Annotated in this window: 18 protein-coding genes; 8 read left to right on the forward strand and 10 right to left on the reverse strand. The window is 65.7% G+C overall.

Going from position 1 to position 19,399, the window contains the following annotated elements:
• Nucleotides 1-115 precede the first annotated feature (115 nt).
• The 8 genes from HV742_RS01570 to HV742_RS01605 all read right to left on the reverse strand — a co-directional run bounded on the left by HV742_RS01570 (nt 116) and on the right by HV742_RS01605 (nt 9,020).
• Nucleotides 116-631 (reverse strand): RDD family protein, encoded by a 516-nt coding sequence (locus HV742_RS01570; protein WP_175144333.1) that lies wholly within the window; start codon nt 629-631, stop codon nt 116-118.
• A 152-nt stretch (nt 632-783) separates the two neighbouring features.
• Nucleotides 784-972, reverse strand: a complete 189-nt coding sequence (locus HV742_RS01575; RefSeq protein ID WP_006393542.1) for a hypothetical protein — start codon at nt 970-972, stop codon at nt 784-786.
• Between the two features lie 246 nt (nt 973-1,218).
• Nucleotides 1,219-2,577: a THUMP domain-containing class I SAM-dependent RNA methyltransferase gene (locus HV742_RS01580; RefSeq protein ID WP_169537195.1), complete on the reverse strand. Its 1,359-nt coding sequence runs from the start codon at nt 2,575-2,577 to the stop codon at nt 1,219-1,221.
• A 500-nt stretch (nt 2,578-3,077) separates the two neighbouring features.
• Complete coding sequence (locus HV742_RS01585; RefSeq protein ID WP_006384749.1) at nt 3,078-3,506, reverse strand: CopD family protein; 429 nt, start codon at nt 3,504-3,506, stop codon at nt 3,078-3,080.
• Between the two features lie 523 nt (nt 3,507-4,029).
• The gene (locus tag HV742_RS01590) at nt 4,030-5,481 is read right to left on the reverse strand and encodes a bifunctional 2-methylcitrate dehydratase/aconitate hydratase (protein ID WP_100503966.1); all 1,452 of its coding nucleotides are present in this window, start codon (nt 5,479-5,481) and stop codon (nt 4,030-4,032) included.
• An 82-nt stretch (nt 5,482-5,563) separates the two neighbouring features.
• Entirely contained in the window at nt 5,564-6,781 is a 1,218-nt protein-coding gene (prpC, locus tag HV742_RS01595) for a bifunctional 2-methylcitrate synthase/citrate synthase (RefSeq protein ID WP_049072246.1), read from the reverse strand.
• A gap of 90 nt (nt 6,782-6,871) precedes the next feature.
• A complete protein-coding gene (prpB, locus tag HV742_RS01600; protein ID WP_006389359.1) occupies nt 6,872-7,762 on the reverse strand; it encodes a methylisocitrate lyase in 891 nt (296 codons plus the stop codon).
• Between the two features lie 268 nt (nt 7,763-8,030).
• Nucleotides 8,031-9,020, reverse strand: a complete 990-nt coding sequence (locus HV742_RS01605) for a malate dehydrogenase (RefSeq protein ID WP_049072248.1) — start codon at nt 9,018-9,020, stop codon at nt 8,031-8,033.
• 357 nt (nt 9,021-9,377) lie between these two features.
• Between HV742_RS01605 and HV742_RS01610 the strand changes: the two genes are divergently transcribed.
• The 8 genes from HV742_RS01610 (at nt 9,378) to HV742_RS01645 (ending at nt 16,443) form a co-directional block, all read left to right on the forward strand.
• Entirely contained in the window at nt 9,378-10,157 is a 780-nt protein-coding gene (locus HV742_RS01610; protein WP_059269562.1) for a GntR family transcriptional regulator, read from the forward strand.
• 121 nt (nt 10,158-10,278) lie between these two features.
• Nucleotides 10,279-10,695: a succinate dehydrogenase, cytochrome b556 subunit gene (gene sdhC / locus HV742_RS01615; protein WP_006389362.1), complete on the forward strand. Its 417-nt coding sequence runs from the start codon at nt 10,279-10,281 to the stop codon at nt 10,693-10,695.
• Nucleotides 10,696-11,079 carry a succinate dehydrogenase, hydrophobic membrane anchor protein gene (gene sdhD, locus HV742_RS01620; protein ID WP_049072252.1) on the forward strand — a complete coding sequence of 128 codons (384 nt, stop codon included), beginning with the start codon at nt 10,696-10,698 and terminating at the stop codon, nt 11,077-11,079.
• Nucleotides 11,080-11,094: 15 nt separating this feature from the next.
• Nucleotides 11,095-12,861 (forward strand): succinate dehydrogenase flavoprotein subunit, encoded by a 1,767-nt coding sequence (sdhA, locus tag HV742_RS01625; protein ID WP_211485699.1) that lies wholly within the window; start codon nt 11,095-11,097, stop codon nt 12,859-12,861.
• An 18-nt stretch (nt 12,862-12,879) separates the two neighbouring features.
• Nucleotides 12,880-13,596, forward strand: a complete 717-nt coding sequence (locus HV742_RS01630) for a succinate dehydrogenase iron-sulfur subunit (RefSeq protein WP_024068140.1) — start codon at nt 12,880-12,882, stop codon at nt 13,594-13,596.
• Nucleotides 13,597-13,622: 26 nt separating this feature from the next.
• Nucleotides 13,623-13,883 carry a succinate dehydrogenase assembly factor 2 gene (locus HV742_RS01635; protein ID WP_049077540.1) on the forward strand — a complete coding sequence of 87 codons (261 nt, stop codon included), beginning with the start codon at nt 13,623-13,625 and terminating at the stop codon, nt 13,881-13,883.
• A gap of 19 nt (nt 13,884-13,902) precedes the next feature.
• The gene (locus tag HV742_RS01640; RefSeq protein ID WP_047992235.1) at nt 13,903-15,213 is read left to right on the forward strand and encodes a citrate synthase; all 1,311 of its coding nucleotides are present in this window, start codon (nt 13,903-13,905) and stop codon (nt 15,211-15,213) included.
• Nucleotides 15,214-15,333: 120 nt separating this feature from the next.
• Nucleotides 15,334-16,443 carry a hypothetical protein gene (locus HV742_RS01645; RefSeq protein ID WP_175144335.1) on the forward strand — a complete coding sequence of 370 codons (1,110 nt, stop codon included), beginning with the start codon at nt 15,334-15,336 and terminating at the stop codon, nt 16,441-16,443.
• A 31-nt stretch (nt 16,444-16,474) separates the two neighbouring features.
• Here HV742_RS01645 and HV742_RS01650 read toward each other — a convergent pair whose 3' ends face one another.
• Together HV742_RS01650 and HV742_RS01655 are read right to left on the reverse strand one after the other, a co-directional pair.
• Nucleotides 16,475-16,927 (reverse strand): DUF2214 family protein, encoded by a 453-nt coding sequence (locus HV742_RS01650; RefSeq protein WP_175144336.1) that lies wholly within the window; start codon nt 16,925-16,927, stop codon nt 16,475-16,477.
• Nucleotides 16,928-17,076: 149 nt separating this feature from the next.
• Complete coding sequence (locus HV742_RS01655) at nt 17,077-19,374, reverse strand: NADP-dependent malic enzyme (protein ID WP_049072257.1); 2,298 nt, start codon at nt 19,372-19,374, stop codon at nt 17,077-17,079.
• Between the last annotated feature and the right edge of the window lie 25 nt (nt 19,375-19,399).

The raw sequence follows: 19,399 nt of genomic DNA on the forward strand, positions 1-19,399 counted from the left end.
TTGTCTTTGCACGCGACTTTCAACTTTCTGAAAGCCTGCGCCTAATTCGCCGCACGATTTTGCTAGTTGTAAGCAGGTATGTTCAGCGCCCGTTCAGGCGTCCGATTCCTGTCGCTCAGCGGGTTTTCCTGCGCTGCGGCGCATTGCGCAGGCGCGTGCCGAGCAGGCGGTCGTGCAGGAACTGGCCGTCCGGATCGAACCAGGACCAGATGAAGATCGTGAACGGCGCGGCCACGATGAACATGTCCATCGAGGGCCAGCCGGTGGCGCTGGCGGCGGCCCACACCACGGCGGCGCCCGCCAGCACCAGCGGCCACGCCAGCACGTAGCGCAGGATCAGGCGGGCGGTGGACGGCGGGTTGCCATCGCGATCGACCAGGCGGATGTTCCAGGTCTTCATCGGCAGCGTCTGGCCGCGGCGGCGCCAGCACAGCACGAAGTAGGCGCCAATGGCCACGAACAGCCAGGCCTGGCGGGCGGGCCGCAGTTCCAGCGCGTTCTTGCTCTGGGTCAGGGTATCCATGAGGTATCCCGCCAGGAAAACCACGCCGAACAGCAGCACGGCTTCGTACATCATGCAGGCGAACCGGCGCAGCCGGTTGGGGGTCTGGTCGAGGGAGGCGTCGGTCATGGGCCGGTATTATCCGACAAAGCCGCCACCTGGTGGGTTGACGGTTTCCCGGCTTCGGCCATAAAAAAAACCCGCCGGTAAGGGCGGGTCTATAAAAGGGGCTATGCAGCCCCCAAGGGGAAATCGTTCAGGCCCGAAGGCCTGGGTCCTGCTCAGGCGGCGGAGTGCGCGTTCTTGGCGCTCGTCTTGCCAGCCAGGGCACGGACGCCGTGAGCCAGCTTACGCAGGCCCGCGGCCAACGCACGCATCGGGTGCGGGCGGAACTGTTCTTCAATGGCCTGGAGCATCAGTTGACGCTCGAGTTCGTCGGTCAGGCGGATGGTGTTGTTCGGGTTGATCACAATAGCCTCCACGGGCTTGCACTGTTGTTTAGCTACTAGGGATAACCCGAATTATAGGGTTAACCCTGAAACTGTGCAAGCACCTGGTGCGTACCGGCAACACCCTGGTGCTGATGATGCCCCAAATCGGCGCTGCGGGGCACCATAAGCAAAGATACGGGCACGATGTTGCGGCGCTTTTACAACGCGCCGGCAGCTGAAAAGGGGGCGAGCCCGGGGGCGCCCCCCCCCCGGGGCGTACCGAGGTCAGGCGTCGCGGTAGCCGGCGGCGACCAGTTCGAAGCCGAACAGGCGGCAGTCCAGCGCGCCATTGTGCAGCGGCACGCGGCGCTTGGGCTTGAGACGCATCTGGTTGGGCAGGGTCAGGTCGCTGGTGATGACGTGCAGTTGCCAGCCGGCGAAATTGCGCTTCAGGCACGTGGCCCAGTCGCGCCACAGGTCGGCGTCCTGCTCGGTGGCCATGCGCTCGCCATAGGGCGGGTTGGTGACGATCCAGCCATGATCCGCCGGCGCCTGTATTTCACGGGCGTCGCCTACCTCGAACCGGATGGTGTCGGCGGTGAGCCAGGCGCGCTCGGCGTTGTTGCGGGCAAATTCGACCGCCTGCGGATCGAGGTCGTAGCCCACCAGTGGCGCGTCCAACTGCGGCAGGATGCGCGAGCGGGCGTCGTCCTTCAGGTCGCGCCAGCGGTAGGCGTCGTGGCCGCGCAGGCGCTCGAAGCCGAACGGGCGCGAAATCCCGGGAGGCACGCCCAGCGCGATCCAGGCGGCCTCGATCAGGATGGTGCCCGAGCCGCAGAACGGATCCAGCAGCGGCGCGGCAGGGTCCCAGCCCGCCAGCGCCAGCATGCCGGCGGCAAGATTCTCGCGCAGCGGCGCATCGCCCTTGTCCAGGCGCCAGCCGCGCTTGAACAGCGATTCGCCCGAGGTATCCAGGTACAGGGTGGCGGTGTGGCCGGTCAGGAACAGGTGTACGCGCGCGTCGGGGCGGACGGTGTCGATGCTGGGGCGTTCACCTTCCAGCTCGCGCAGGCGGTCGCAGATGCCGTCCTTGGCGCGCAGGTTGCAGTACTGCAGGCTCTGCACCGGGCTCTTGATCGCCGAGGTGTCCACGCGCAAAGTCTGTTCGGCGCCGAACCAGCGCTCCCAGGGCGTGTCGCGGGCCAGGTCGAGAATATCGTCCTCGTGCGAAATTTCGGCGTGCGCGACCTGCACCAGGATGCGGGTCGCCAGGCGCGAATACAGGTTGGCGCGCTGCACGCCCGCCCAATCGGCCGTGAAGGAACAGCCAGCGCGGCCGGCTTCGGCATCTTCGTAACCCAGGGCCTGCATCTCGGCCGTCAGTGCTTCCTCCAGGCCTTGAGGGCAGGGGGCGAACACCTTGAAGCGCTCGGCCTGGCGCGGTTCGCGCGGACGGCGTTCGCGCACCTCGACGGTCGGGGCGCGACGATGTGGTGCGTCGGCGCCGTGCGCCGGGCCGGCGTCGACCGGCGCCTCGTCGTCGTAATCGGGTTCGGGCGCGAATTCGGGCGCGGGGCCGTCGTCCTCGAACGGATCGTAGAAGCGGCCGGCGGGCGTGGCGGGGGCGACGTACTGGTCATCCAGGCGCGGGGCGCGCTGGGGCGTGCGGCCCGACCGCGGCGCCGGCTCCGCATCGCGGCGCGGGCGGTCGTCGCGCGCGTCATCGCCACGGTGGGGCCGGTCGCCGCGTGCGCTGTCGTTACGGCGCGGGCTGTCATTGCGAGAGCCGTCACCGCGTCGGGGGCTGTCGCCGCGGGGGCCGCCAGCGCGTCGCGGATGGTCGCCGCGCGGGCCATCGCCGCCGCGCGGGCCGTCGCCGCGTTCACGATCGTCCGGCCGGCGCGCGGCGCGGGCGGCGGCCTGGCGCTGCTGGTAGCCCTCGGGATCCTTCTGGCGCTCGATGTTGTCCTTGGCGCGCTCGTTCTGGGCGACCAGGCGGGCGCGGGCGCCGGTGCGCACCCGCTTGGGGGCGGCTTCGGCGTGCGCGTCGCGCGCGGTTTTCTTGATCGTCAGCGTCTTGCGCGGGCGGTCCTGGTCATCAGCGGACATACGAATCCTGGCGAATGTGCAAAGGGTAGGGGGAATCAGAAGGGTTTGACGACGACCAGCGCCACCACCACCAAGAGCAGCAAGACGGGAACTTCGTTGAACCAGCGATAGAACTTGTGCGAACGGGTGTTCTTGCCCTGTTCGAATTTACGCAGCATGACGCCACAGGCGTGATGGTAGCCGATGACGAGCAGGACGAAAAAGAGCTTGGCGTGCATCCAGCCGTTGCCGGGGCCGACGCCGATGCCGTAACCCAGATACAGCCACATGCCCAGCGCGACGGCGACGACCGCCAGGATGGTGGTGAAGCGGTAGAGGCGGCGCGCCATGCCGAGCAGGGTGACCTGCACGGCCGAATCCGATTGCTGGGCCAGGTTCACGAAGATGCGGGGCAGGTAGAACAGGCCGGCGAACCAGGAGGCGATGAAGACGATGTGGAAGGTTTTTACCCAGAGCATGGACATGGTGGGGGGCGGTCTCTGTTTTCTTGGGGAAGGGGGATTGTAATTGCTGGGGGCTGGGGGTTCTTCGTAGGTCGCCCGTCGCGGCGGCGGTTTGGGGGGCGGGCGCCCACGATTGCGGTCCGGAGCGTTCGCTCCGGACTGCCCCTGCCTCAACCTCGTGGCCGCCGTTCGGCGGCTGCCTTCGGTTTCCGTCGGGCGCATCGAGGTTGCCCGCCCCCCCAAACCGCCGCCGCGACGGGCTACGGGTTTCGAGAAATGATGCGCTGCCAGGCCGGTGGGGGGCTGGAGAGGTTTGCGGGGCCCGTCAGGACCGGCCGCGCGGGCGGCCGGTCCTGACTTACGCGGTGGTTTGCGTCGGGACGGGGGCGCTGCGCGGTGGTGGGCAGGTGCTTGCTTGGCGCGCAGCCGCGAGGAAGGGAGAAGAGCGGCCCCGGACGGTTTTGCCGTGATGGGGCCGTGGGGCGTGCAGGTTGTCGCTTCAGATCTGCGCTTGTCGCTTCGGATCAGATCCGTGCTTGTCGCCTCAAATCACATACAGATCGACGTACTCGTGGACCGGCATCGCTTCCAGCTTTTTCTGGTCCAGCGAGGCTTCCAGGATGCGGGCCTGTTGGCGGGCGGGGAAGATGCGGGCGAGGTTGGTGCGGAACTTGGCTTCGAGCAGGGGGATGCCGTCGGCGCGGCGGCGCTTGTGGCCGATGGGGTATTCGCAGACGACCTCGTCGAGCTGAGTGCCGTCGGTGAACCGGACGGTGAGGGCGTTGGCAATGGAGCGCTTGTCGGGGTCGTGGTAGTCGCGAGTGTAGGCCGGGTCCTCCACGCAGGTGATCTTGTCGCGCAGGGCGTCGATGCGCGGGTCGGCGGCGACGTCGTCCTCGTAGTCGGCGGCGGTGAGGCGGCCGAACAGGAGCGGCACGGCGACCATGTACTGGATGCAGTGGTCGCGGTCGGCGGGATTGTTCAGCGGGCCCTTCTTGTCGATGATGCGGATGCACGCCTCGTGCGTGCGGATGGTGATGCTGGCGATGTCGTCGGTGGACTTGCCCAGGGACTTGAGGCGGTCGTGGATCTGCATGGCGCACTCGACCGCGGTCTGCGAGTGGAACTCGGCCGGGAACGAGATCTTGAACAGCACGTTTTCCATGACGTAGCTGCCGTAGGGGCGCTGGAACCGGAACGGCTGGCCCTTGAACAGCACGTCGTAGAAGCCCCAGGTCTTGGCGGACAGCACCGAGGGGTAGCCCATCTCGCCGGTGCGGGCGATCAGCGCCAGGCGCACGGCGCGGCTGGTGGCGTCGCCGGCGGCCCAGCTCTTGCGGCTACCGGTGTTGGGGGCGTGGCGATAGGTGCGCAGGCTCTGGCCGTCGACCCAGGCCAGCGAGACGGCGTTGATGACTTCGTCGCGGGTCAGGCCCAGCATCTGCGCCACCACGGCGGTGGACGCCACCTTGACCAGCACCACGTGGTCCAGGCCGACCTTGTTGAAGGAGTTTTCCAGCGCGATGCAGCCCTGGATTTCGTGCGCCTTGATCATGCCGGTCAGCACGGCGCGCATGGTCAGCGGCGGCTTGCCGGTGGCGACGGCGGTGCGCGACAGCCAGTCGGCGGTGGCCAGGATGCCGCCGAGGTTGTCGGACGGGTGGCCCCATTCGGCGGCCAGCCAGGTGTCGTTGAAATCGAGCCAGCGGATCATCGCGCCGATGTTGAACGCGGCCTGCACGGGGTCCAGCTGGAATTGGGTGCCGGGCACCTTGGCGCCGTGCGGGACGACGGTGCCAGGAACGACGGGGCCCAGCAGCTTGCGGCACGCCGGATATTCCAGCGCTTCCAGGCCGCAGCCGAGGGTGTCGATCAGGCAGTTGCGAGCGGTCTCGTAGGCCAGGCCGCTCTGGATTTCATAGTTGAGGACGTAGTCGGCGATATCGACCAGGACCTGGTCGGGCTCGGGACGGACGTTGGAGATCGGGGCAGACATTGGGTACCTCTCCTGAGTGAATACAGGCGGCACTGGGCCCGCGCGGCGCGGGGGAAGGCGTCGGCAGGCCCATGTCGTCGTCCTACTTGCGCTTGTCGAGCGGCACGAACTTCTGGTCTTCCGGTCCGACGTAGTTGGCGGTCGGGCGGATGATCTTGTTGTCCACACGCTGCTCGATGATGTGGGCCGACCAGCCCGCGGTGCGCGCGATCACGAACAGCGGGGTGAACATGGCGGTGGGCACGCCCATCATGTGGTAGCTGACGGCCGAGAACCAGTCCAGGTTGGGGAACATCTTCTTGATGTCCCACATGACCGTCTCGAGGCGTTCGGCGATGTCGAACATCTTGGTGCTGCCGGCCTTCTTGGACAGCTTCTTGGCCACTTCCTTGATGACCTTGTTGCGCGGGTCGGACACGGTGTAGACCGGGTGGCCGAAGCCGATGATGACTTCCTTGGCCTCGACGCGGCGGCGGATGTCGGCCTCGGCTTCGTCCGGCGTCTCGTAGCGCTTCTGCACGTCGAAGGCGACCTCGTTGGCGCCGCCGTGCTTGGGGCCGCGCAGCGCGCCGATGGCGCCGGTGATGGCCGAGTACATGTCCGAGCCGGTGCCGGCGATGACGCGGGCGGTGAAGGTGGAGGCGTTGAACTCGTGCTCGGCGTACAGGTTCAGCGAGATGTGCATCGCCTTGACCCACTCGTCGCTCGGCTTCTCGCCGTGCAGCAGGTGCAGGAAGTGGCCGCCGATGCTGTCATCGTCGGTCTGCACGTCGATCACGCGGCCATTGTGGCTGTAGTGGTACCAGTACAGCAGGGCCGAGCCCAGGTTGGCCATCAGGCGGTCGGCGATGTCGCGCGCGCCGGGCAGGTTGTGGTCGTCCTTCTCGGGCAGCACGCAGCCCAGCACCGAGACGGCCGTGCGCATCACGTCCATCGGGTGACTCGCGGCCGGCAAGGCCTCCAGCGCGTCCTGCAGTTGCACCGGCAGGCCGCGCAGCGAGCGCAGCTTCTGCTTATAGGCGGCCAGTTCGGCCTTGTTGGGCAGCTTGCCATGCACCAGCAGGTGGGCGATTTCCTCGAACTCGCTGGTGTGGGCGATGTCCAGGATGTCGTAGCCGCGGTAGTGCAGGTCGTTGCCGCTGCGGCCGACCGTGCACAGCGCGGTGTTGCCTGCGACCACGCCGGACAGCGCGACCGATTTCTTGGGCTTGAAGCCAGCCTTTTCTTCCGGCTTGGCGGCCGGGGTGGCGTCCGCGGTGGTATCCGTTTTGGCAGCTTGCTTCTTGGGAGCCGTGCTCATGTCTCTACTCCTTTCCTTTCGCGGTGGTCGATGCAATGGGGGAAGCGGGGCGCCGCGGGATCGCCGCGGCGCCGGATACGGTGGCGCGCGTCAGGCCTTGCCCTTCTGGAACAGGGCGTCCAGGCGCGATTCGAATTCGTGGTAGCCGATGCGGTCGTACAGTTCCTCGCGCGTCTGCATCAGGTCGACCACGTTCTTCTGGTGACCGTCGCGGCGGATGGCGGTGTAGACGGCCTCGGCGGCCTTGTTCATGGCGCGGAAGGCCGACAGCGGGTAGAGCACCATGCCCACGCCCACGCTCTTGAGCTCTTCCACCGAGAACAGCGGCGTCTTGCCGAATTCGGTGATGTTGGCCAGCACCGGCACCTTGACGGCCTTGACGAAGCGGTCGTAGGTCGGCAGGTCGTAGGCGGCTTCGGCGAAGATGGCGTCGGCGCCGGCTTCGACGCAGGCCAGGGCGCGCTCGATGGCGGCGTCCACGCCGTGCGAGGCGATGGCGTCGGTGCGCGCGATCAGGTAGAAGTCGCTGTCGGTGCGGGCGTCGGCCGCGGCCTTGACGCGGTCGGCCATTTCCTCGGTGCTGACGATTTCCTTGCCCGGGCGATGGCCGCAGCGCTTGGCGCCGACCTGGTCCTCGATGTGGCAGGCAGCGGCGCCGAACTTGATCAGGCTCTTGACGGTGCGGGCGATGTTGAATGCCGACGGGCCGAAGCCGGTGTCGATGTCCACCAGCAGCGGCACGTCGCAAACGTCGGTGATGCGGCGCACGTCCGTCAGTACGTCGTCCATCGTGTTGATGCCCAGGTCGGGCAGGCCCAGCGAGCCCGCCGCCACGCCGCCGCCCGAGAGATAGATGGCGCGGTAGCCGGCGCGCTTGGCCAGCAGCGCGTGGTTGGCGTTGATGGCGCCGATGATCTGCAGCGGGTTTTCTTCGGCGAGCGCGCGACGGAACAGGGCGCCGGCGGATTCGGGTCTGGACATGGGGAGTCTCCGTTATAGGGGCCGGGTGTCGTGACGTTGCCCCGGCTGGGATGTCAGGTCTTGCGGGTCCGCGGCGGGCCGGATCGGGGCGCGGCCCCTGGCCATGACCTTACCGCGGCCGCGGCACGTAAATCTGTCCCCTTCGCGACAATTCCTTGCGCGCTCGCAAAGGGACAGGTTTGCGTACCGCGGACGGGGCGTCCGTCGATGCCCCGTCCGCTTGCGAATTGGGCCCGCGTCAACGGGCCCAATTCTGCTTGCCGGCTGCTTACTTCAGCAGGTCCTTGACGCCGTCGCGCTCTTCCAGGAGCTCCTTCAGCGTGAAGTCCAGGCGCTCACGCGAGAAGGCGTCGATTTCCAGGCCTTCGACACGCTTGTATTCGCCGTTTTCGGTGGTGACCGGCACGCCGTAGATGATGCCTTCGGGGATGCCGTAGGAGCCATCGGACGGGATGCCCATGGTGACCCACTTGCCGTTGCTGCCCAGGACCCAGTCACGCACGTGGTCGATGGCGGCGTTGGCGGCCGAGGCGGCCGACGACAGGCCACGGGCCTCGATGATGGCGGCGCCACGCTTGCCCACGGTGGGGATGAAGGTGTCGCGGTTCCAGGCGTCGTCGTTGATCAGCTTGGCCAGCGATTCGCCGCCGACGGTGGCGAAGCGGTAATCGGGGTACATGGTGGGCGAGTGGTTGCCCCACACGACCAGCTTCTCGATGTCGGCCACGGCCTTGCCGGACTTGGCGGCCAGTTGCGACAGGGCGCGGTTGTGGTCCAGGCGCAGCATGGCGGTGAAGTTCTTGGCGGGCAGGTCCGGCGCCGACTTCATGGCGATGTAGGCGTTGGTGTTGGCCGGGTTGCCGACCACCAGCACCTTGACGTTGCGGCTGGCGACGTCGTTCAGGGCCTTGCCCTGGGCCGTGAAGATCTGGGCGTTGACCGACAGCAGATCCTTGCGTTCCATGCCGGGGCCGCGCGGGCGGGCGCCGACCAGCAGGGCCACGTCCGCGTCCTTGAATGCCGTGCGCGGATCGCTGTGGGCGGTGACTTCCTGCAGCAGCGGGAAGGCGCAGTCATCCAGTTCCATGATGACGCCCTTCAGGGCCTTTTGCGCTTTTTCGTCGGGAATTTCAAGCAGTTGCAGAATGACGGGCTGATCTTTGCCCAGCATTTCGCCGGAGGCGATGCGGAACAGCAGTGCGTAACCGATTTGGCCGGCGGCGCCGGTGACGGCGACACGCAAGGCAGGCTTAGACATGGACGTTCTCCGTAATGGTGTGGCGAGAAAATAATCTCACCAATCAGTGTAATCCGTTGAACGGCGAAGACGGCCCGCGCGCGAGGGGGCGGATGTGTCGCCGGACAGCCAGGAATCCTAGAACTAATTTACGGGTGCGTCAATTGATCTTATATCTTATATAAGACATAAGACGTTGGACAGCGCCACCCCCGATATGCCACAATAGAGCGTTTGTTCGAATGCGCCGCAGCACCGCCGGCTGCGCGCCTGTATCAGGCCAGAACACCGGCACCGCAGCAGCGCATGCGAATGGAAACCGCATCGTTTGCGCTGCCTTCCATTCTCCGGATGAACATGACACTTCCAAGACGATCCATGGCAGACCCCCGGCCCGAAACTCCCCTACGCACTCGCGCCGCCCGTCCGACGGGCGAGGGGGCCGCTTTCAGCCCGTTGTACCGCCAGATCAAGGACCTGCTCGTCCAGAGCCTGGATCGCGGCGAATGGAAGCCCGGCGAACTCATCCCCAGCGAAATCGATCTGGCCGCCCGCTTCCAGGTCAGCCAGGGCACGGTGCGCAAGGCGGTCGATGAACTTGCCGCCGAACACCTGCTGCTGCGCCGCCAGGGCAAGGGCACCTTCGTCGCCACCCACCATGAAGCCCGCGTGCGCTACCGCTTCCTGCGCCTGGCCCCCGATGAAGAGGGCGAGGCCGGCCGCGCCGAAAGCCGCATCCTCGAATGCCGGCGCCTGCGGGCGCCCGCCGAGATCGCGCGCGCGCTCGACCTGCGGGCCGGCGAAACCGTCGTCATGATCCGCCGCCTGCTGTCCATGGGGCAGACGCCCACCGTGCTGGACGACATCTGGCTGCCCGGATCCATCTTCCGCGGCCTCACCTTCGAGCTGTTGAGCGCCAACAAGGCGCCGCTCTACGGTCTGTTCGAATCCGAGTTCGGCGTCAGCATGGTGCGCGCGGACGAAAAGCTGCGCGCCGTGGCGGCGCCGCCCGAAGCCTGTACGCTGCTTAATGTTGCCGCCGGCACGCCGTTGTTGCAGGTGGATCGCGTGTCGTACACGTATGGTGACCGCCCCATGGAAATCCGGCGGGGCTTGTACTTGACCGATCGATATCACTACCGCAATAGTCTGAATTGATGAGCTTTTTACCTACGATTTGATACCAACCCGATCTCTGGGCGAAAATACCGTGTTTGCCCGCAAGGGCCACGGCGTTGCCGCCGTCACGATTCCCTAGTTCCGAAACACCGAGGCCGTCATGTCCGACACCGCTGCCAAGCCACGTCCGCAGTTTCGCAATATTGGGCTTGCCCAAGTTGCGTTCTCCTATCGCCTGCCCCTGGCCGGCAAGCTGTCCATCCTGCACCGCATCAGCGGCATATTGCTGTTCCTCTGTCTGCCCTTGGTCATTCTGCCGCTGTTCGCGGCCAGCGTGGCCTCGCCGCAGACCTTCGCGGCCGTCGCCGCGTATGCCGGCAATCCGATCGTCAAGCTCGTCCTCCTGGTCCTGATCTGGGGCTACCTGCATCACTTCTGTGCGGGCATCCGCTACCTGCTGCTGGACCTGCACCTGGGCATCGACAAGCTGTCGGCCAAGAAAAGCGCCGGCGTGGTTTTCGGTGTCAGCCTGGCGCTGACCCTGGTGTTCGCCCTCAAACTGTTCGGAGTGCTGTAAATGGCCGCCGCTAAAAACTACGGACCCAAGCGCCTGGTCGTCGGCGCCCACTATGGCGTCATGGATTTCATCATCCAGCGCATCACCGCCGTCATCATGGCCGTGTATACGCTGGTGCTGCTCATCGGCATCCTGTTGATGCCTGCCTTCACGTATGAATCGTGGCACGCGCTGTTCACGTTCTACGTGGGCGTTCTTCCGGTCGGCCAGATCCTGGCGACCCTTGCATTCATTGCGTTGGCCTGGCATGCCTGGATTGGCGTGCGCGACATCTGGATGGACTACGTCAAGTCGGTGGGCGTGCGCCTGCTGCTGCAAGTGCTGACGATCCTCTGGCTGATCGGTTCGGTCGTTTACTTCGCGCAAATCCTCTGGAGCATCTAAGCCGTGGTCTCTGTCATGAAATCCTTGCCGCGCCGCCAGTTTGATGTGGTGGTCGTTGGCGCCGGCGGAGCCGGCATGCGTTGTTCGCTGCAACTGTCCCAAGCGGGCCTGTCCGTTGCGGTGCTGTCCAAAGTGTTCCCCACGCGCTCGCACACCGTTGCCGCGCAGGGCGGCGTGAGCGCCTCGCTGGGCAACATGAGCGAAGACAACTGGTACTGGCACATGTACGACACCGTCAAGGGCTCGGACTGGCTGGGCGACCAGGACGCCATCGAGTTCATGTGCCGCGAAGCCCCCAACGCCGTGTATGAGCTCGAACACTTCGGCATGCCGTTCGACCGCAATCCCGACGGCACCATCTACCAGCGTCCGTTCGGCGGCCACACCGCCAACTTCGGTGAAAAGCCGGTCCAGCGCGCCTGTGCCGCTGCCGACCGTACCGGCCACGCGCTGCTGCACACCCTGTACCAGCGCAACGTCGCCGCCCGCACCCAGTTCTTCGTCGAATGGATGGCGCTGGACCTGCTGCGCAACGAAGCCGGCGACGTCGTGGGCGTGACCGCCCTCGAAATGGAAACCGGCGAGATCTACATCCTGGAAGCCAAGACCACGGTGCTGGCCACCGGCGGCGCCGGCCGTATCTGGGCCGCCTCCACCAACGCCTTCATCAACACCGGCGACGGCCTGGGCATGGCCGCCCGCGCGGGCATCCCGCTGCAGGACATGGAATTCTGGCAATTCCACCCGACCGGCGTGGCCGGCGCCGGCGTGCTGATCACCGAAGGCGTGCGCGGCGAAGGCGGCATCCTGCTGAACAAGGATGGCGAGCGCTTCATGGAGCGCTACGCGCCCACGCTGAAGGATCTGGCCCCGCGTGACTTCGTGTCGCGCTCGATGGACCAGGAAATCAAGGAAGGCCGTGGCTGCGGTCCGGACGGCAGCTACGTCGTGCTCAAGCTCGACCACCTCGGCGCCGACGTCATCAACAAGCGCCTGCCCTCGATCCGCGAAATCGCCATCAAGTTCGGCAACGTCGACCCGATCAAGGAACCGATCCCCGTCGTCCCGACCATCCACTACCAGATGGGCGGCATCCCGGCCAACTACCACGGCCAGGTGCTGACGCGCGAAAACGGCGAGAACAAGATCGTCAACGGCCTGTACGCCATCGGCGAATGCGCCGCGGTGTCGGTGCACGGCGCCAACCGCCTGGGCACCAACTCGCTGCTGGACCTGATCGTGTTCGGCCGCGCCACCGGCAACCACATCGTCAATTCGCATCCGGAACGCCAGCACGCGCACCAGCCCGTGCCGCAGCAGGCCGTCGAATTCTCGATGGACCGCGTCAACAAGCTGGAATCGCGCACCTCGGGCGAGAAGACCCAGGATATCGGCAATGCCATCCGCTTCTCGATGCAGCGCCACTGCGGCGTGTTCCGCACGCTGGAACTGCTGAACGAAGGCGTGACCCAGATCGAAGACCTGGCCAAGCAAGCCGACAACATCTACTTCAAGGACAAGTCCAAGGTGTTCAACACCGCGCGCGTCGAGGCGCTGGAACTGGCCAACATGACCGAAGTGGCCCGCGCCACCATCAAGTCGGCCGCCAACCGCACCGAGAGCCGCGGCGCCCACGCGCTGGACGATCACCCGACTCGCGACGACGAGAACTGGCTCAAGCACACGCTGTGGTACTCCGAAGGCAGCCGCCTGGATTACAAGCCTGTGCAGATGAAGCCGCTGACGGTCGAGTCCTTCCCGCCCAAGGCGCGTACCTTCTAAGTCCGGATAGAGCCTACTATGAGCACCAAGAGAATCGTCAAGTTCGAAATCTACCGCTACGATCCGGACAAGGACGAGCGCCCCTACATGCAGAAGCTGGAAGTCGAACTCCAGCCGACCGACAAGATGCTGCTCGATGCGCTGGTGCGCATCAAGAACGACGTCGACGACAGCCTGGCCCTGCGCCGCTCGTGCCGTGAAGGCGTGTGCGGTTCGGACGCCATGAACATCAACGGCAAGAACGGCCTGGCCTGCACGACCAACCTGCGCGAGCTGAAGGAACCGATCGTGCTGCGCCCGCTGCCGGGCCTGCCCGTGATCCGCGACCTGATCGTGGACATGACGCACTTCTTCAACCAGTACCACTCGATCCGCCCGTACCTCATCAACGACACGCCGCCGCCCGAGAAAGAGCGCCTGCAGTCGCCCGAGGCGCGCGAAGAGCTGGACGGCCTGTACGAGTGCATCCTGTGCGCGTGCTGTTCCACTTCCTGCCCGTCGTTCTGGTGGAATCCGGACAAGTTCGTCGGCCCGGCCGGCCTGCTGCAAGCCTACCGCTTCATCGCCGACAGCCGCGACGAAGCCACCGGCAGCCGTCTGGACAACCTGGAAGATCCGTACCGCCTGTTCCGTTGCCACACCATCATGAACTGCGTCGACGTCTGTCCCAAGGGGCTGAACCCGACCAAGGCCATTGGCAAGATCAAGGAACTGATGGTCCGTCGCACGGTCTAGTAGTTTGGTGTATTTAAGGTGTAATGATGAGCAGGCTTACTGAACTGGAACGGGCGCGGCTGCGTTGGCGGGCGCGCCGGGGCCTGCTCGAAAACGACTTGATCATCACCCGGTATCTCGACGCCTACGAGGCCGAGCTTACCGACGATGACGTGACGGCATTGACGCAGCTCTTCGAGTTGGGAGACAACGATCTTCTCGACCTGCTGCTGGCCCGCAAGGAACTCGAGGGCGCACTGGACACGCCCCGACTCCGCGGCATCATCGGCCAGATGCGGTCGCTCTGATTAATTGAGAGGAAAAAACATGAACCTGTCTGACAAAAAAGCCACTCTGTCCTTCTCGGACGGCAGCGCACCCATTGAGTTCCCTGTCTACAAGGGCACGGTCGGTCCGGATGTGATCGACATTCGCAAGCTGTACGGCCAGACGGGCATGTTCACGTTCGACCCCGGTTTCATGTCGACCGCGGCTTGCGAATCGGGCATCACCTACATCGACGGCGACAAGGGCGAGCTGCTGTACCGCGGCTACCCGATCGAACAGCTGGCCGTCAATTGCGACTTCATGGACATCTGCTACCTGATCCTGAATGGCGAACTGCCGAACCAGGAACAGAAGGCCGATTTCGATTCGCAAGTGACCCATCACACGATGGTCAACGAACAGCTGCACTTCTTCCTGCGCGGCTTCCGTCGCGACGCCCACCCGATGGCCGTCCTGACGGGCCTGGTGGGCGCGCTGTCGGCGTTCTACCACGACTCGACCGACATCACGAACCCGCAGCATCGTCACATCTCGGCCATCCGCCTGATCGCCAAGATGCCGACGCTGGTCGCGATGGCGTACAAGTACTCGCAAGGCCAACCGTTCATCTACCCGCAAAACGACCTGTCCTACACGGGTAACTTCCTGCGCATGATGTTTGCCACGCCGTGCGAAGAGTACAAGGTCAACGAAGTCGTCGAGCGCGCGCTCGACCGCATCTTCATCCTGCACGCCGACCACGAGCAGAACGCCTCGACCTCCACGGTCCGCCTGTGCGGTTCGTCGGGCACCAACCCGTTCGCCGCCATCTCGGCCGGCGTGGCTTGCCTGTGGGGCCCGGCGCACGGCGGCGCCAACGAAGCTTGCCTGCAGATGCTGGAAGAACTGCAAGCCAACGGCGGCATCGCCAAGGTCGGCGAGTTCATGGAGAAGGTCAAGGACAAGAACTCGGGCGTGCGCCTGATGGGCTTTGGCCACCGCGTCTACAAGAACTACGACCCGCGCGCCAAGCTGATGCAGGAAACGTGCAAGGAAGTGCTCTCGGCCCTGGGCCTGGAAAACGACCCGCTGTTCAAGCTGGCCATGGAACTGGAACGCATCGCCCTGGAAGATCCGTACTTCGTGCAGCGCAAGCTGTACCCGAACGTGGACTTCTACTCGGGTATCGTCCAGCGCGCCATCGGCATCCCGACCTCGCTGTTCACGGCCATCTTCGCGCTGGCCCGTACGGTGGGCTGGATCGCCCAGTGGAACGAAATGCTGTCGGATCCCGATTACAAGATCGGCCGTCCGCGCCAGCTGTTCACCGGTTCGGTCACGCGCGACGTGCCCCCGATGGACAAGCGTTGATACGCTGCCACTCTTGACCAGGAAACCGCCTTCGGGCGGTTTTTTGTTGGCCGCCGGCTCCTCGGCCGGTTCCGCCGATGGCCGCCCCGCCGTCGCGGTTTGGCGTTTATCATCCTTGCCATGATTCCGATAGCGCTGCCCTCAGCGGGCTTCTACATTCTCGTTTCCCTGGGTTTTCTTGCCGGCCTGGCGCTGCTTGGCTGGGCGCTGGTGCTGGTCGCCAGCGGCGGCGCGCGCCGCACGGTCCGCAAATACTGGAAGACCTCCGGACTGCTGTTCGTGGTGCTGCTGGTTCCCTTTGCCTTCTATGCCTGGGTCCAGACGGTCATCTGGCAGATCGAGCGCGAAGGCGCGCGCCGCGAGGCCGCCCGCAACGTCACCCTGGAAGCGCCGACGACGGTAGGCGGCACCGCCATGCCCGCGGGCACGCGCCTCAAGCTGCAGGACGAGGGCGAGCTGGAAACCTATGTCGAAGCGGAGTTTCCGCAGCCGGTGATCATGTACGGCGTGCAGGCGTCGCGCGCGCAACGCTATCTGGACGCCGAGTACGACAGCGACACCTACGCTCTGCGCGGGCGCCATCCGCGCAGCGTCCTGCTGCGCGGCGCTGGCAGCCAGACGGTGCTGGGCTGGCAATGCGACGCCACCCAGGACATTGAATTCGACGTGGCGAAGGATGGCGCGATGATGGCGCTGAACAAATGCGTGCTGGGGCCGGGCAACCGGGTCGACACGCTGGATCTTGCGCCTGGTTCGATCGTGTATGGATCGAGCGGCACCGTCTACACGGATGGCTCGCGCGATCCGGATCAATGGCGTATCGAGGTCAAGGATCCGGTGGCGGTCAAGGTGTTCGGGCTGCCGTTGAGCGAGCCCCGGCTTTACCTGGATGGCGAGCGGCGCCTGTTGCGCGTCAGCGATGCCGAGCTGGCCTGCCCGACGACGTTCGGCGGCGTCCGTTATGCCGTCGGCACCCAGGTGCAGTCGATGCGGCGCGGTCGTGGCGATGCCCGCGAGCCGTTTCCGGGTGTGCTGGTGCTGAGTCCCTGGAACGGCGACGTCGCCCGGCGCGATGGCCTGCCCGATGTGCCAGAGGGCATGTCGGTGAGGCAGACGCTGTCCGGCGAAGTGATCGACGTGGTCCGGAACGACGCCGTCGGCGTGTTCCACTTCGCCACTATCACCGTCGGCGACGACGCGCCACAGCCGACCCGCGCGCGCTGTCCCTGAGTCGGGCGAGCCGCGCGGATCGCGGCGCGCCCTACGCGCCGATGCCGCGCGCCATCAGCACGGCGAACAGGGGCAGCAAGATGAACAGGTGCGATTCGATCATTACCCAGCGGCGCGCGCGCTTGATCTGGGCGGCGTCCGGCACGAAGGCGGGCTGCTGGCGCGCCTGTTTGGCCCAGCGCAGGAAGGCCAGCGTGGGCGGGATCGAACAGAGGCCGATGATGACGAACAGCGAGATCTTGGCGTGGAACCATGGGTTGCCCATGTAGAACGCGGCCCCCTTGACCCCCAGTGTCAGGCGCAGCACGCCGGTGGCCAGCACCAGGATCGCGCTCAGCAGATACAGGCGGTCATAGACCACCAGGCGCTTGAGCGTGGCCGGTGTCAGGTCGGGGCGCAGCAGCACCGCTTCGGCGGTCAGCACCACCACCAGGACGAAGATGGCCAGGAAGTGAAACCAGGCCAGGAAGGCGTCGAGCAACATAGGGTCGGGCTCCGGTAGGGAAGGGTAGAAGGGAGTCGCTGCCCCGTTTTTACCATTCGCCCGTCGCGGCGCACTATCGCGGCATCAAGTGGCCCAAAAAAAAGGACGCCCCGTGGGGCGTCCCTTGCGTGCCGATCAGCGCAGTGCGATCAACGGCGCTTCTTGGCGGCTTCGGCGGCTTCCTGCTGCGCATCGACCACGGCCAGGGCGGTCATGTTGACGATGCGGCGCACGGTGGCGCTGGTCGTCAGGATGTGCACCGGACGCGCGGCGCCCAGCAGGATCGGGCCCATCGCGACGCCATTGCTGCCCGTCATCTTCAGCATGTTGTACGTGATGTTGCCGGTGTCCAGCGTCGGCATGACCAGCAGGTTGGCGCGACCCTTCAGGGTGCTGTCCGGGTAGGCCAGCACGCGGATCTTTTCCGACAGGGCGGCGTCGGCGTGCATTTCGCCGTCCACTTCCAGGTCGGGCGCGCGGTCCTGCACCAGCTGGCGCGCGGCGGCCATCTTGCGCGACGATTCCGTGACGCGGCTGCCGAAGTTCGAGTGCGACAGCAGGGCGATCTTGGGCACCACGCCGAAACGCAGCATCTCGTCGGCGGCCTGGATGGTGATGTTGGCGACTTCCTCGGCCGACGGGTTTTCGTTGACGTGGGTGTCGGTGACGAACAGCGTCTGGTCGGGCAGCATCAGCACATTCAGGGCGGCGTAGGTCTGGCCTTCCTTCCTGCCGATGATTTCGTCGATGTACTTGAGCTGGTTGTCGTACTTGCTGGCCACGCCGCACAGCAGCGCGTCGGCATCGCCGCGGCGCAGCAGCATCGCGCCGATGAGCGTGTTGTGCTTGCGGATCATCGCCTTGGCGATGGCCGGGGTCACGCCTTCGCGGCCCTTGAGCTGGTAGTACGCGTTCCAGGTTTCGTTGAAGCGGCTGTCGTCTTCGGGATCGACGATCTCGAAATGCTGGCCGGCGACCAGGCGCAGGCCGAACTTCTTGATGCGCATCTCGATCACGGACGGGCGGCCGATCAGGATCGGGAACGCCAGCTTTTCATCGGCCACGGTCTGCACCGCGCGCAGCACGCGCTCGTCTTCGCCGTCGGCGTAGATGACGCGCTTGGGCGCTTTCTTGGCCTGGGCGAACAGCGGGCGCATCAACTGGCCCGAGTGGTAGACGAAGCCCATCAGCTTCTGGCGGTAGGCCTCGATGTCCTCGATCGGACGGGCGGCCACGCCGGAGTCGGCGGCGGCCTGGGCCACGGCCGGGGCGATCTGGACGATCAGGCGCGGGTCGAACGGCTTCGGGATGATGTAGTCGGGACCGAACGACAGTTCCTGGCCGGCGTAGGCGCGGGCCACTTCATCGTTCTGCTCGGCCTGGGCCAGCTCGGCGATGGCCTTGACGCACGCCAGCTTCATTTCCTCGGTGATGCGCGAGGCACCGGCATCCATGGCGCCGCGGAAGATGAAGGGGAAGCACAGCACGTTGTTGACCTGGTTCGGGTAGTCCGAACGGCCGGTGGCGATGATGCAGTCGGGGCGGGCGGCCTTGGCGACTTCCGGGCGGATTTCCGGTTCCGGGTTGGCCAGCGCCAGGATCAGCGGACGGTCGGCCATGGTCTTGACCATGTCGGCGGTCAGCACGCCGGCGGTCGAGCAGCCCAGGAACACGTCGGCGCCGTTGACCACGTCGGCCAGCGTGCGCGCGTCGGTCTTCTGCGCGTAGCGCTTCTTGTTGGCTTCCATGTTTTCATCGCGGCCGTCCCAGATCACGCCGCGCGAGTCCACCACGTAGATGTTCTCGCGCTTGACGCCCAGGTGCACCAGCAGGTCCAGGCAGGCGATGGCGGCGGCGCCAGCGCCCGAGCAGGCCAGCTTGACCGTGCCGATGTCCTTGCCCACGACCTTCAGGCCGTTCAGGATGGCGGCCGACGAGATGATGGCGGTGCCGTGCTGGTCGTCGTGGAAGACGGGGATCTTCATGCGCTCGCGCAGCTTCTTCTCGATGTAGAAGCACTCGGGCGCCTTGATGTCTTCAAGGTTGACGCCGCCGAGCGTGGGCTCGAGCGCGGCGATGATGTCGACCAGCTTGTCGGGGTCGTTCTCGGCCAGTTCGATGTCGAACACGTCGATGCCGGCGAACTTCTTGAACAGGCAGCCCTTGCCTTCCATGACCGGCTTGGCGGCCAGCGGACCGATGTTGCCCAGGCCCAGCACGGCGGTGCCGTTGGTGATCACGCCCACCAGGTTGCCGCGCGAGGTGTACTTGGACGCGGCGTCGTCGCCCTGGTCGAAGATGGCCATGCACGCGGCGGCCACGCCGGGCGAGTACGCCAGCGACAGGTCGTCCTGGTTGGCGAGGGTCTTGGTCGGGGTGACCGAGATCTTTCCGGGGGTGGGATAGGCGTGGTAATCCAACGCCAGTTTGGTGAGGGTTTCGTCCATGGGATACAGCCTTTTCGGCGCTAAC

The sequence above is a fragment of the Achromobacter ruhlandii genome (assembly GCF_902859695.1).
GTDB classification, from domain to species: Bacteria; Pseudomonadota; Gammaproteobacteria; order Burkholderiales; family Burkholderiaceae_B; genus Achromobacter; species Achromobacter ruhlandii.